Raw genomic sequence first — 13,354 nt, 5'->3', positions numbered from 1 at the left:
AAAATTATGCCAATTCCTGATGTAACAGATTTAACGCGCGAACTGATCCGGCTCAATACGGTCAATCCGCCGGGCAACGAGGAAAGTGCGGCAAAACTATGCGGCGCATGGCTCGCCAAAAATGGTTTTGAGGTGGAATATATCCCTTACGAAGAGAATCGTTTGCACCTGGTGGCCCGAAATAAAAGCGGGAAAGGAGAGCGTCCCCTGGTTTTTTCCGGTCATTTTGATACGGTTCCCTTTGCGGTGGAAAACTGGACTGTTTCCCCGCTTGGAGGAGACATCAAGGACGGCAAAATATATGGCCGCGGATCCAGTGATATGAAAGGAGGGCTGGCAGCGATGATGGTCGCAGCCATTCGTGCGGTAAGGCAAAAGCCTGATGCGGATGTTTGCCTTGTTTTTACCGCTGGAGAAGAAACAGGCTGCCAGGGGGCGGAACACCTTGTTGCAACTTATAAAGAGTTTGCAGGGGCAAAAGGAATTGTGGTGGCCGAGCCAACCGGGAACATCCCTGCCATCGGACACAAGGGAGCACTTTATTTGAATATAACGGCTACCGGTAAAACCGCTCACTCGTCGATGCCGCACCTGGGAGATAATGCCATTTACAAAGTGGCGCGCGCCATTTTGAAGGCTGAGAGTTTTGATTTTGAAGAGGAAAGACACCCCTTGCTGGGGCTTTCAACGCTGAATGTAGGAAAAATGCAGGGGGGAGCAAATCTGAATTCGGTGCCCGATTATGCCCTATTTACCATCGATGCAAGAACCACGCCCCATACCAGGCACGGTGATTTGCTCCAACGCTTGACACTGGCACTGGGAACAGAGGTTGCCATCGAAACGCTGGTTGATATGGAGGCCGTATCTACAAACGAAACAGATCCTTTTGTGCAGCTCGTTTACCGGGCGTGTGGGATTACCGGGCAAGCGGCGGGTTATCCAAAGTCGCTCCCTTACCTGACGGACGGAGCTGTGCTTCAGCCGGCTTTTAACGGGGCTCCGCTGGTGATTCTGGGGCCGGGAGAACCTGAAATGGCGCATAAAACAGATGAGTTTTGTTGTTTGGATAAGCTTGCAAATGCAGTAGAAATATACACGAAAATAATTTTGAAAGGAGATAGTTTACAATGAGGAAATATCCGGATAAAATTGAAAACGAAGACGCGTTGGAAGAGCAAATGTCGCGCCCGGGGAAAGAGGTAGTTGAATGGGCCAGACGCCTGGACGGAGACATTATCTTTTTGGGGATTGCCGGAAAAATAGGCCCCTCGCTGGCACACATGGCCCGGCGGGCGTGTGACGAAGCCGGTGTGAAAAAGAGAATCATCGGGATTTCACGTTTTAGCAATGCGGAAGAAAAGAAACACATCGAAGAGCTGGGCATTGAAACCATGCAGGGCGATTTGCTGGATACCGCTTTTTTGAAGAGTTTGCCCCAAGTGAAAAATGTATTTTTTCTGGCCGGAATGAAATTTGGCGCCGAAGATAACCTGTCGCTTACCTGGGGCATGAACACTTTCTTGCCCGGTTTGGTGGCCGAGCATTTTAAAGATTCGAGGATCGTTGCCTATTCAACCGGTTGTATTTACCCTTTGGTTCCCGTAGAGTCGGGAGGCTCGGTGGAAACAGACCGCCCCGAACCCGCAGGAGAATATGCCCAGTCGTGCCTGGGGCGCGAGCGGATGTTTGAATACGGCAGCAAAAAATACGGAACGCCGGTAACCATCATCCGGCTAAACTACGCCGTTGAGCCTCGTTACGGGGTGCTGGTCGATATCGCAACAAAGGTGAAAAACCAGCAGCCGGTGGATTTGGCAATGGGGTATTTTAACATCATTTGGCAGGGCGATGCGAATGCCATGGTACTGCGTTCTACCGAACATGCCCAAAGCCCGGCACTGGCATTAAATATAACCGGGGAAGAGACCTTGTCGGTGCGTGCGATTGCCCAACAATTTGGCGAATTACTGGATGTGGAACCTGTTTTTAGTGGCAAAGAAGCTCCAACAGCTTTGTTGAGCAATCCGGCAAAAGCCAGCGCTCTTTTTGGCCCGGCCACAGTTCCAGTTGAAAAAATCATTCAATGGACAGCAGCCTGGATGAAGGAAAACAAAAAATTATTAGGAAAACCTACTCATTTCGAAGTGAGAGACGGGAAATATTAAAAAGAACCGAAACATGGATAAGAAAGAAATCCCCCAAAATATATTGGATGCTTTTAAAAAAGGAACGGTGATTCCGGCACTTCCGCTGGCACTTGATAAAAACAGAAAGCTGGATGAACGCCGCCAACGCGCACTTATGCGGTATTACCTGGATGCAGGGGCCGGAGGTGTGGCCGTGGCCGTGCATACCACCCAGTTTGAAATCCGCTGGCCCGAGGTAGATCTTTTCAAACCGGTTTTGGAAATTGCGCGGGAGGAATTTGACCGTTTTGAGGCAAAAGAACATAAACCCGTTTTCCGGGTGGCCGGAGTAATCGGAAAAACAGAACAGGCAGTGGCCGAAGCAAAACAGGCGCTCGACAGTGGGTTTCATGCGGTGTTGCTAAGTGTGGCAGCCTTTGCCAATGCCACCAACAACGAGATTATTGAACATTGCAGGGCGGTGGCAAGTGTGATGCCGGTAGTGGGGTTTTACTTGCAACCTGCCGTTGGCGGACGTAGGCTCGACACCGCTTTCTGGCGCGAGTTTGCCCGCATCGAAAACGTAATTGCCATTAAAATGGCTCCCTTTAACCGCTACCACACTTTTGATGTGGTGCGTGGCGTGGCAGAGTCGGGCAGGGCAGACGAAATTGCACTTTACACCGGTAACGACGACAATATCCTGGTTGACCTGTTGGCAGAATACAAAATTGACGTGGGCCGACAAATGGTAAAGAAGCAGATTGTGGGCGGTTTGCTTGGGCATTGGGCGGTGTGGACCCGCTCAGCTGTTCAGCTGCTGGAAAAAGTGCAGCAGGGGAAAATGGACGGAGACATTCGGGATGTGCTGGCCCTGGCCAACCAGATAACCGACAGCAACGCGGCCTTTTTTGACGTAGCCAACAATTTTGCAGGATGTATAACCGGAATCCACGAAGTACTGCGCCGGCAGGGGTTGCTTGAAGGCATCTGGACCCTGAACCCGGACGAAGCACTTTCGCCGGGACAGAAAGAAGAAATAGACCGGGTGTACGCGGCATATCCTCATTTAAACGACGACGAATTTGTGCGGGAAAACCTGCATAAATGGCTGGAATAAGCGGGGAAACTCATCCCGTTCCTAAAAGTTATTTTCTTCTCCACCGGCGCAGGTTGGTCAATCTGTTTTCAAAACACAGAAAACGCACGATTGCAAATCTGCGCCGGTGTTTACCGGCTTCAGTAAAAGCCATTTCCCATTTTTCAAAGCAAAGAGAACCCCCGGAATCAATGATTTATATAACTTCACGGCAGTTTTTCCAGAACGAAAAAATAGCCGGGAAAATGGAAGGATTTGTCTTTTGACGACTTGAAAGCAGAAAGACGGCCTGGCTTTGAGTACTTCTAAATCAATTTGTACAATTAATAACTGAACCGATGAGTATGTTTCGATTTTGCAGCAAGAAAAAAGTAGTGTTATTGATGTGGCTGGTATTGGCCAGTGGCTTTGCGATGGGGCAGGGCGTTATACCACGGCCCAATGCAGTGGTGAACCACGAAGGTGTTTTCACGGGTGAAAAGGAGTTGACGGTTTTTAGCAGCAACGATGCCTTTCGTTCGCTTATTCCCGGATTTGCCGAATCCGCCCGGCATTTGGCTGGCTTGTCGGTGGTGGAGAACAAGAAAGCCGCCGTTCGCCTGGTGCATAACCCGCAAATAACGAATGCCCAGGGCTACCGGCTTACCATCAGCCCAAAGGAAATTACCGTGGAGGCTTCCACCGGGCAGGGCTGTTTTTACGGATTACAGTCCTTGTTGCAGCTGTTTGTGTTTTCCGATACACCGGGGGAGATTTCCTGCGCACAGATCGACGATGAACCCCGGTTTGGCTGGCGGGGCTTTATGCTCGACGAATCCCGTCATTTTTTTGGGGTGGAAGAGGTAAAAAAACTGCTCGACCAAATGGCACTGCAGAAGCTCAACGTATTTCACTGGCACCTGACCGACGAACCCGGCTGGCGGATCGAAATTAAAAAATACCCGCTGCTGACCGAGGTAGGCGGCATCGGAAACCAAAGCAACCGGCAGGCTCCGGCGCAGTATTACACCCAGGACGAAATCAGGGACATTGTGGCCTATGCCACGGCTCGTTATATCGAAGTGATTCCCGAAATTGATATGCCCGGACATGCCACGGCTGCCGTAAAGGCTTACCCCGAGTACAGCGGCGGTGGCTCTGAAAGACACCCCGACTTTACCTTCAACCCGGGAAGCATGGCCACGTATGCCTTTTTAACCGATATTTTGCGCGAAGTTACCACGCTTTTCCAATCGCAGTACATTCATATTGGCGGCGACGAGGTGAGTTTTGGGAACCAGCAATGGCCCACACTGCCGGGCGTAAAACGCCTGATGGAAGAGCAGGGCCTGACAAACCTGGTGGAAGTGGAGCACTGGTTTTTACAGCAGATGACCGATTCGGTGGCGGCACTGGGAAAGAAAGTGATTGGCTGGGACGAAGTGGTTTCGTCGGGTATCGACAGCGACAAAGCCCTTACCATGTGGTGGCGTCACGATAAACCCGAAATTTTGCTGCAAGCGCTCGAAAAGGATTTTCCGGTGATCCTGTGTCCGCGCATCCCGTTGTACTTCGATTTTGTACAGGTTGAAGAGCATACCTCGGGACGGAAATGGGGCGGAAAATTTGCCCCCGTTGAGAGCGTGTATCGCTTCCCTTCCGAAGAGTTTTTGCCGGTGTCGGCGTTGGCAAACCCCAAAGTGCTGGGTATTCAGGCCAATTTATGGACCGAAACGATCGCCACTAAATCGAGGCTGGAGTTTATGACCTTCCCGCGTATTTCGGCCCTCGCTGAAGCCGCCTGGACAAACGACGAAGCCAAAGACTACAACGATTTTCAGCAACGGATACAGAAGATGTTCCAACTCTATCAAAAAGAACAGATTGAATATTTCGACCATATCTCGGGGAAAGACGCCGAAATAAAAGGGCCTCAGAAATAGTGGGGAATTAATGACTTTTAGCTGAGAACTACACAAGCTTTAACGGTGATGGACTGATGGACTGAATGCGGAAATGCTTGAATGCATGAATGCTTTAATTTTTCTGCATTACGGCATCACCGCTCCTTCAGATTGCTTCTCCGTCCGTCTGCTGTCGGACGAATCGCAATGACGCCCGTTTTTGTTTTCGTTTGGCAGCAGACATAAGGTGTCGTAACTGGAAATTGTCTGCTGCTGTCCGCTGCCGGAACACATCGTCGTTGACGTCATGGCGAGCTTGCGAAGCCAACTCTTTCAGGAAGCATGGAGCACAGGGCAAAGAGCTCAACTCTGAACTACAAGCTTCGAGCCATGAGCTGCGAGTACAACAACACGGCAACACGGCAACACGGCATCTCCGAATTGTAAGCAATTGCCAAATTGTAAAACGGTTAAATTGCAAAGGGCACGGAGCAAAGAGCGAAGGGCATGGAGCGCAACTCTGAACTCTGAACTTTGAACACTGAACTAGCTACCAGTGATTGCTAAACGGTTAAATGGCTATTTTGCCCTCCGAGCCACAACATCACCCCTCCGAAGTACTCCTTTGGGCTTCAGAAAAACTAATTTCAGCTTTGGAAGAACTAATTTGAACCTCAGAGCCTCAAGCGAGAGCCTTTTTGCCCCGAATTTTAACAATTGAGGCCCGCGCTTGAGCCTTTTTGCCCCGGCTTTTAACAAAAAAGGCTAAAATTAGTTTCTCGGAGCCTCAACGTTGAGCCTCGGAGGCCCAAACGCGGGTCTCTGAAGTACCCCTCCCCACTTCCGAAGTACCCCCATCGGACTGAAAACTACTGCATAACATATTACCCGGGGTACGATTAATTCTTTTTATGTTTATTTTAGAAAACGAAAAAGAACCAGATACATTGAAAAAACTCTTGCAAAAAACAAACACTTGAGATACCAAATTTTGAAATATAAAATACACGAAGACAATCAATTATGCAGCTGGATGCTAATAGAATATAAGATGCATTGCAACATACATATACGTTGGCAATAATTTTAAACTAACACAAACAAAGAGAACATGAAACTAGCTTCACTTCTATTATTAATCTTGGCTTTCTGTACAACTCATGCTCAAGAAAAAAAAGATGATTACACAGCTTTTATGAAAAATGGTATTGAATATAAAACAAATGGTAAAGACACAATTGTTATTGTTGACCCTATGCCAGAGTTTAAAGGCGGAAAATCTCGACTAATAGAATATTTAAGCAATAACATTAACTACCCAGAAAAGGCAAGGCGAAATGAAATTGAAGGAAAAGTATTCGTCAATTTTATTGTTGCAGAGGATGGTAAAATTATTGACTGTAAGGTTGTGAAAGGTGTTAGTCCCGAATTAGACAAAGAAGCTTTGAGAGTGGCGAAAAAAATGCCAAAGTGGAAACCTGGCGAACAACATGGGAAACCAATTCGAGTCACTTACACCCTGCCAATTAATTTTAAATTGTGATAAAAAACTATTGCCAACAAATTGCAAATTGCATTGCGGGTGCAGTGGTGTTCGTTGTCTCTGCTCCTTTCTTGACCGTCATGTCCTACCGGACACTGACGCTCTTCGAAATCCGCAACGACAACTTGCAAGTGACCGTTGTGTACAATGTAAACAGAGCCTTGAACAAACTTGGAGATGATTGATAAATTGATTAATACAATTAAGGATGATAAGGATAAATGGAACCAGTTTCAACATATACTTATCGAAAAAAACATTGCTTCTAAAACAGTCCTTTTACACGAAGGAGAAATTTCAAACAATATATTTTTCATTAAAAGTGGATGTTTGCGAGAATGGTTCAACAAAGACGGAAAAGATATAACTTTTCAATTCTTTTTTGAAGGACAACCTGTTGCTTCGATTGACAGTTTTATAAACAGGGAACCGAGTCTTTTTGCAATTGAAAGTATTGAACCAACAACTATTATTACAATTGAGAAAGCAGATTTTGAAAATTTATTAATTAGCTTCCCAGAGCTCAAAATGGAATTCCAAAATTTTATTTTTCAGCGATTTAGAAATTACGGACAGCTATTTCTTTCAAGGATAAAGAATAGTCCAAAGGAGCGATATGAGGAATTGATTAAGAATCATCCAGAGTTTATAAAAAGGATTCCACAGCATTACATCGCATCTTTTTTGGGCATTACACCAATTTCACTTAGTAGGATTCGAAATAGGAAATAGAAATAATTAATTAACAATTGTTATCGTCCATCAATTTGAGAGTTTTGACCTTTGTGCTGTAAAATCAAAAACAGCATAATCATGAAAGCATTAATTGTATTCAACCACCCTTATGAGGGAAGTTATTGCAGCGCAATTTTAAATTCAGTCATTAATGGTCTGAAACAAGGAAAACACGAAATTGACATTATAAATCTTGACAAGGAGGATTTTAATCCTGTGATGACTTCTCAAGATTTAAAAGCATTTAGAGATAAGAAACCTATTGACACTAAAGTAATAGAGTACAAAAACCGCCTTGAAAAAGCAGACCACATTATTTTTATTTTTCCTATTTGGTGGGAGTTAATGCCAGCTTTAATGAAAGGATTTGTTGATAAAGTTATTTTTCCTGGTGTGGCATACGACTATGTTAATGGCAGCAACACAAAAATGAAGCCTCTATTGACTAATATTAAGGGAGTAACTGTAATAACCACAATGAACACACCAAGAATGTTATATCGTTTGGTTTTTGGTAATGCCATAGAAATGGCATTTATGCGTGGGACATTTTGGAAGCTAGGTTTTAAAAACCGAAAATGGATAAGTTATGATATGGTAAAACAAGTATCTGACGAAAAACGCAAGTTGTGGCTTATGGATATTGAAAGAAAGATTCAAAAAAGAGTATGCTAATATGAAAAAACTTATCACGAATCTTGGTTTACTCATCACTACTGTATTGACAATATATACAGGATTATTAATTCAGTTAGAATATCACATGGGAAATCATGGTTACAAGCCATTAGATAAAAGTGTAATAGGTCTTGATTATTCTGACTGGTCAATTTTTCATAAGATATCAATTATCATACTCTTAATTTTATTCGTTTTCCATATTTTGCTTCATTGGAAATGGTACAAAAACGTGATTTCAAAAAGATTATTCAATAAAAACAGACAAGTAATTACTTTAACGGTAATCTTTTTACTAGTTGCCATTACAGGATTTATTCCTTGGATTATTGATTTTATGAATGGAAACGAATCGACTCGGAATGGATTCATAGAGATTCACGATAAGATTGCGATTATTCTTTCAATATATTTTATCTTGCACATAATAAAACGATTGAAATGGTTTGTAATATCTTTTGAACGAATAAGAGAAAAATAAACACTACACACAACATTTTGCATATTCCATAGGGGTTTCAGCGGTTTTCGGGCATTCCAGCTTTTATCAAATTAAGGCGTAACGGTCGACAGTGACGCTCTCCGAAATCCCCTACGTAACATACAATTTACCGTTTTCCCACCTATTTCATCCCTATCATTTCTGCCAGCCACGCTATAATCCCAAAATATGACGATCTTCGCAATCAATTCAGAGAAAAAGTATGTCGGACAATAAAATGGGGGCGAAAAAGCACCAGCCGCGGGGGCTTGAAATTGTGTACGAAGACCGCGAGATTATTGTGGTGGATAAAATAAGCGGCTTGTTGTCGATGGGCACCGACAGGGACAAACAGCACTGTGCACATTTCTTATTAAATGCCTATGTGAAAAAAGGAAACCCAAAATCAAGGGAGCGGGTTTTTATTGTTCACCGCCTCGACAGGGACACTTCGGGACTGCTTGTGTTTGCCAAAAGCGAAAAGGCCAAGTTCTTTTTACAGCAAAACTGGGCTGATTTCCGAAAAAAATACGTGGCAGTTCTAGGCGGGAAACTCAACGATAAAGAAGGGATCATTGAATCGTACCTGGCCGAAAACAAAATGTTTAAGGTGTATTCCACCAAAAACAAGGCCATGGGGAAGTTTGCAAAAACAGGGTACCGGGTGCTAAAAGAAAGCGAAAAGTACAGCCTCGTGGAAATTGATCTTTTTACCGGAAGAAAAAACCAGATACGCGTTCATTTTGCGGAAAAGGGGCATCCTGTTGCCGGCGACAAAGTGTACGGCTTGGCCGACAAAGCCGTAAAACGTTTGATGCTGCATTCGTGCTCGCTCACCATCAAGCATCCGGTTACCCAAAAAGAAATGACTTTTGAGACCGGTATTCCCGCCTGTTTTAACGCGTTAATGAGTGCAAAAGACAGCAAAAGCAAAAGCTGATTTCAACTCCCGAAAATGTTAAGGTGGCCTTGGGACTTGACGATGTAAAGAAAATTCAGGAAATTGAGGTGGTAAAAATGACAGGATGGGTTATTATGCCCGGTTGAATTCCGGTTGGCAGTTTGATTTGTGTTCGGAAATGCCCCGCCTGTTGGAGACATAATGTGGCAACGAAATGATTGAAACCTCAAAATAAACAGATGATGAATACCCGTGCAGACAAAAAGCAGGAGAATAAAAGTAAATCCGGGCAGAGTGGATCGCTTCAAAAAAAGAAGAGTGGTGATGTTGCATTTCGAATGGCCGACAACCGGCCGGAAATCCTTGCGCAAAGAAAATTACAGGCAATGGCCAACAACAGCCCGCAGGCAAAAATAGCCACGCAACTGAAGGCCGTTTCTTCGGGCGATGTGGATGGGGTGGTTCAGCGGCAAATCGACATACATTATTTCGGCCATCAGGAAGATGACGGCAGAGCTTCGCATGTGGAAGCCACGGTTTCAGGTGCAACCCTGGAGGCCGGTGCCAATAACCCGTCGGAAGATCCTGTTGGATGGGGCGAGTTGGCCGAGAACTTCATTATGGACGATGTATTCCGAATGCATCTATGGAACGGGAGATTAGGCGGGCCGGGTGATAAGGCCTGGAACCTGACGCCCGGACTACGCGACGTTAATACAAGTATGGCGGATGAAGAAGTAAATGCGCAGGCGGAGGTAAATGACGGCAACATGGTGGATTTATGGACAGACGTTGCCTATGGCTATACGATTGATGACGAGGATCCGAGGTATTATTACCCCAACCATATCAGTTTTAACTGGAGGTCTCAGACAGATGAGGGCGATCATGTAGACGAAGGTGCGTGGCAGAGTATTGTGCCTTTGCCCGATGAGGCGGACATGGACTGGGATCCGAATAATCCGAACGATATGGGACTGGATGAGACGAATGCCTGGTAGCAAGGGTAAATCAACCCAATGTACAGACTGACAGCATTTACTTGCCGGGAGAGCGTTTCCGAAGCATTGTAATTTGTATATTTAGCGAAAGCAACATGTTATAAAAGAGTACTCCCTGCATATATTGGTTTCATAAATTATGCGGGTCTTATCTCAACTAAAATAAAAAACCATACCCAATGAAATCGATTTTTGCCATCATCTTTTTAACCGTTTTACTTGCTTCGTGCAGGCAACAGCCGGGAGGCGAGGCTTCGTATGCTTTAGGTGAGCAATACGACGACACAATGCCAATGGACCGTAGAGATCAGTTCAGTCCGCCACCACCTCCGCCGCCCCCGGTGAAAGAGCAGGAAGTGGTGAAAAAGAAAATCATCAAAGACGGGCGTTTGGGGATAGAGGTAAAAGACCTCGAAAGTACCAAAGCGCGTGTGGATACATTGGTGAAAATCTATGAGGGTTATTACGACAACGAGCGCTATAACAATACCGACCGCGAATCGTCGTATGACTTAAAAATCAGGATCCCCGCGTCAAACTTCGACCGCTTTATCAGCGAGGTGGAAAAAGGCAAGGGCGAAATAAAATACAAGGAGATCGATGCACGGGATGTAACCGATCAGTTCATCGATTTGGAAACCCGGCTTCAAAACAAAAAGAATTACCTGGCACGCTACAACGAGCTGCTGGCCCAGGCAAAAACGGTAAAAGAGATACTGGAGATTCAAGAGGAAATCCGTGGCTTGGAAGAGGAGATAGAAAGTACCACCGGCAGGCTGAAATACCTGGGCGATTTGGTCGATTACAGTACGTTGAACCTGACGCTCTCGAAACGAAAAGATTTTAAGTACAATCCGACCGACCGCGATAATTTTGGCGAAAGATTAAAACAGGCTCTGTCGAAAGGCTGGTTTGGCTTTGTCGATTTTATCCTCTTTGTGGTTAACCTGTGGCCGTTTTGGATGATTGTAACGCTGTTTGTTTATGGCCTGATACGGCTGGGAAAAAGGAAAACTAAGAAATAGAATTGTGGTGCAGACCGAATAAGGATAGACAGCCCTGCAGATATTACAAACATTAACGTTCGACACTAATTTGTTATGCATAATAAAATGATTGCCTCAAACAGTGCGCAGAAAGAGGTCTCCGTTGAAAGTACATCAGAGACGGTCGATCTGAATTCACGGTTTCTCCGGATTTCAAGTATGTTGCTGGACCACTTGATAATGATCATAGTCATTGTTCCACCTTTGATAATACTGATGATTCTTGTTAGTAATGATACTTTAAAGATGCCCGAAGAAATTTCATTGATGTTGTTCTTCTCACTGATATTTATTTATCTGAACAAAGATTTTATTAGAGGAAAAAGTCTGGCAAAACGAATTGTCGGGTATCAGGTGATTAGTCGGCAAACTGAGAAACCAGCCAGTGAATTACAGTGTTTTGTTCGCAACCTGACCATCACGGTTGCATGGCCTTTGGAGGTGCTTATTGGCTTTATAAACCCCCAGCGAAGAATAGGAGATTTTCTCGCCAATACAAAGGTTGTTAGAACGGAACGAGAAAAGATCAATTCGATTCTGACAGATATAAAGGGTATAAAGCCAAGGTGGAGCTTTGTTTTTATCGTGCTTATCGGAGTATTTTATTTCTATTTATTGAGCCTCACATTGCCAGGCATTAGATAAAATGACATTTTCTGATTGATAATCAGGAATATTTTGAAGTATTTTTCCTGGCATACAAATCTCTGAAATCTAAATCAACAAATAAACAATCTTATTTAGGAAACACGCATTCCGACGAAGGAAGTAAGCGTTCTGATTAAGAAAAAAAGCAAGATTCCCAAAGGTGGTTTTACCCTGGTCTCTCAAGTTATTTCTTATGAAATGTGTTTTCTAACAGCTAGTTGATGTTATTCCTGTTTATCAATAATAGATTACTTTTGTTCAAAATGTCTTTTAAAAACACAAAAATTATGGGAAAACTTTTAACTGTTCTACTATTGATTGTTTCATTATCGGGTTATTGCCAGACCGAGATACAGGATAAAGCTCATGCTTTGGCCCTCAAATACCAACTGGCAACAAATGCAAGCACCGTGGAAATGCAAACTGCTGAATCGGCTTTAACTGACTATTTCACATACCGGTCAAATGGCAGTACCGTTCCTGAAGCATTGCAAAACCAGGTGGACGCTATGCTAAAGGAGCTAACCGCCGGTACTTCAATGGCACTTAAATCAGCTCAGTCGGCAAGCAGTGCTGCAATTACATCCGGTTTTACCAGCAATGGTACACTAAACACAGGTAGTAAAACTTATAACAGGGTTGCGGGATCCAGTTATAATCCGTCGGATTTGTGTGCAACCCAGGGCGATCTTTCCGGATCGGGCTCTAACGTATACTACAATCGTCATAAGCTTACTGTAACCACAGCCGGTGATGTCACTATTGAGGTGGTCGAGCCTACAAGTCTTGACGATAGTTATTTGTTTCTCTATTGTTCATTTGATCCCCTGAATCCTAAACAGAACCTTGTACTTTCTAACGATGACGGAGGTGATGGCTTGCTTTCAAAATTGACACTCCCAAATTTGCCCGAAGGAACATATGATTTAGTTGTTACAACCTTTTCTAATGGCGATATGGGCGACTACACTGTTGAAGTAAACAGCACCGGCAATGTAGTGTTGGGCCCGCCGTTGGCGGTACCGGTAAGTTACTGGTGGATACTGGGATTATTCGTTGTAATAGCCGGATCTGTAGTTGTAAGGAAACTGCTATAAGAAAAAAACTGCATATTTGTTTAAAAAGGGGGACACTCAATGTTCTCCTTTTTTTGTTGCCGATCCTGGATAAACCCCGCTCATGCCAACCTGTAATCAGGAGTATTCCGAAG

13 protein-coding genes are annotated in these 13,354 nt (G+C 44.5%); all 13 read left to right on the top strand.

The features are described 5' to 3' along the window. The first annotated feature begins 6 nt into the window (after positions 1-6). The 13 genes from INQ51_RS00470 to INQ51_RS00410 all read left to right on the top strand — a co-directional run bounded on the left by INQ51_RS00470 (position 7) and on the right by INQ51_RS00410 (position 13,241). The gene (locus INQ51_RS00470) at positions 7-1,134 is read left to right on the top strand and encodes a M20 family metallopeptidase (protein ID WP_233375929.1); all 1,128 of its coding nucleotides are present in this window, start codon (positions 7-9) and stop codon (positions 1,132-1,134) included. Beyond that, positions 1,131-2,168, top strand: a complete 1,038-nt coding sequence (locus INQ51_RS00465) for an NAD-dependent epimerase/dehydratase family protein (RefSeq protein ID WP_233375928.1) — start codon at positions 1,131-1,133, stop codon at positions 2,166-2,168. The genes INQ51_RS00470 and INQ51_RS00465 overlap by 4 nt, the downstream gene beginning before the upstream one ends. Positions 2,169-2,181: 13 nt before the next feature. Further along, on the top strand, positions 2,182-3,249 hold the full coding sequence (locus INQ51_RS00460; RefSeq protein ID WP_233375927.1) for a dihydrodipicolinate synthase family protein: 1,068 nt from the start codon (positions 2,182-2,184) through the stop codon (positions 3,247-3,249). Between the two features lie 317 nt (positions 3,250-3,566). After that, complete coding sequence (locus INQ51_RS00455; protein ID WP_233375926.1) at positions 3,567-5,150, top strand: beta-N-acetylhexosaminidase; 1,584 nt, start codon at positions 3,567-3,569, stop codon at positions 5,148-5,150. 1,072 nt (positions 5,151-6,222) lie between these two features. Continuing rightward, positions 6,223-6,654 (top strand): energy transducer TonB, encoded by a 432-nt coding sequence (locus INQ51_RS00450; protein WP_233375925.1) that lies wholly within the window; start codon positions 6,223-6,225, stop codon positions 6,652-6,654. 177 nt (positions 6,655-6,831) lie between these two features. Beyond that, positions 6,832-7,386, top strand: coding sequence for a Crp/Fnr family transcriptional regulator (locus INQ51_RS00445; protein ID WP_233375924.1), 555 nt, complete (start codon positions 6,832-6,834; stop codon positions 7,384-7,386). Positions 7,387-7,467: 81 nt separating this feature from the next. Next, positions 7,468-8,064 carry an NAD(P)H-dependent oxidoreductase gene (locus tag INQ51_RS00440; protein ID WP_233375923.1) on the top strand — a complete coding sequence of 199 codons (597 nt, stop codon included), beginning with the start codon at positions 7,468-7,470 and terminating at the stop codon, positions 8,062-8,064. Between the two features lies 1 nt (position 8,065). Next, on the top strand, positions 8,066-8,548 hold the full coding sequence (locus INQ51_RS00435) for a DUF4405 domain-containing protein (protein ID WP_233375922.1): 483 nt from the start codon (positions 8,066-8,068) through the stop codon (positions 8,546-8,548). Positions 8,549-8,771: 223 nt separating this feature from the next. Continuing rightward, on the top strand, positions 8,772-9,488 hold the full coding sequence (locus tag INQ51_RS00430; protein ID WP_233375921.1) for an RluA family pseudouridine synthase: 717 nt from the start codon (positions 8,772-8,774) through the stop codon (positions 9,486-9,488). Positions 9,489-9,688: 200 nt separating this feature from the next. Beyond that, the gene (locus INQ51_RS00425) at positions 9,689-10,450 is read left to right on the top strand and encodes a hypothetical protein (RefSeq protein ID WP_233375920.1); all 762 of its coding nucleotides are present in this window, start codon (positions 9,689-9,691) and stop codon (positions 10,448-10,450) included. Positions 10,451-10,629: 179 nt separating this feature from the next. Then, complete coding sequence (locus tag INQ51_RS00420; RefSeq protein ID WP_233375919.1) at positions 10,630-11,475, top strand: DUF4349 domain-containing protein; 846 nt, start codon at positions 10,630-10,632, stop codon at positions 11,473-11,475. Positions 11,476-11,550: 75 nt separating this feature from the next. Next, positions 11,551-12,141: an RDD family protein gene (locus tag INQ51_RS00415; protein WP_233375918.1), complete on the top strand. Its 591-nt coding sequence runs from the start codon at positions 11,551-11,553 to the stop codon at positions 12,139-12,141. Between the two features lie 290 nt (positions 12,142-12,431). Then, a complete protein-coding gene (locus INQ51_RS00410; protein WP_233375917.1) occupies positions 12,432-13,241 on the top strand; it encodes a hypothetical protein in 810 nt (269 codons plus the stop codon). Positions 13,242-13,354: the final 113 nt, after the last annotated feature.

Source organism: Maribellus sp. CM-23, assembly GCF_021354595.1.
In the GTDB taxonomy this organism is placed as follows: domain Bacteria; phylum Bacteroidota; class Bacteroidia; order Bacteroidales; family Prolixibacteraceae; genus Draconibacterium.
Note: the sequence above shows the minus strand (reverse complement) of the source record. Positions and strands in the feature narration are given on the sequence as shown.

Coding starts and splice junctions, on each gene's coding strand:
- INQ51_RS00430 (WP_233375921.1), top strand. CDS start 8,772: ATGTCGGACAATAAAATGGGGGCGAAAAAGCACCAGCCGCGGGGGCTT.
- INQ51_RS00425 (WP_233375920.1), top strand. CDS start 9,689: ATGATGAATACCCGTGCAGACAAAAAGCAGGAGAATAAAAGTAAATCC.
- INQ51_RS00470 (WP_233375929.1), top strand. CDS start 7: ATGCCAATTCCTGATGTAACAGATTTAACGCGCGAACTGATCCGGCTC.
- INQ51_RS00410 (WP_233375917.1), top strand. CDS start 12,432: ATGGGAAAACTTTTAACTGTTCTACTATTGATTGTTTCATTATCGGGT.
- INQ51_RS00435 (WP_233375922.1), top strand. CDS start 8,066: ATGAAAAAACTTATCACGAATCTTGGTTTACTCATCACTACTGTATTG.
- INQ51_RS00450 (WP_233375925.1), top strand. CDS start 6,223: ATGAAACTAGCTTCACTTCTATTATTAATCTTGGCTTTCTGTACAACT.
- INQ51_RS00440 (WP_233375923.1), top strand. CDS start 7,468: ATGAAAGCATTAATTGTATTCAACCACCCTTATGAGGGAAGTTATTGC.
- INQ51_RS00420 (WP_233375919.1), top strand. CDS start 10,630: ATGAAATCGATTTTTGCCATCATCTTTTTAACCGTTTTACTTGCTTCG.
- INQ51_RS00445 (WP_233375924.1), top strand. CDS start 6,832: ATGATTGATAAATTGATTAATACAATTAAGGATGATAAGGATAAATGG.
- INQ51_RS00415 (WP_233375918.1), top strand. CDS start 11,551: ATGCATAATAAAATGATTGCCTCAAACAGTGCGCAGAAAGAGGTCTCC.
- INQ51_RS00455 (WP_233375926.1), top strand. CDS start 3,567: ATGAGTATGTTTCGATTTTGCAGCAAGAAAAAAGTAGTGTTATTGATG.
- INQ51_RS00465 (WP_233375928.1), top strand. CDS start 1,131: ATGAGGAAATATCCGGATAAAATTGAAAACGAAGACGCGTTGGAAGAG.
- INQ51_RS00460 (WP_233375927.1), top strand. CDS start 2,182: ATGGATAAGAAAGAAATCCCCCAAAATATATTGGATGCTTTTAAAAAA.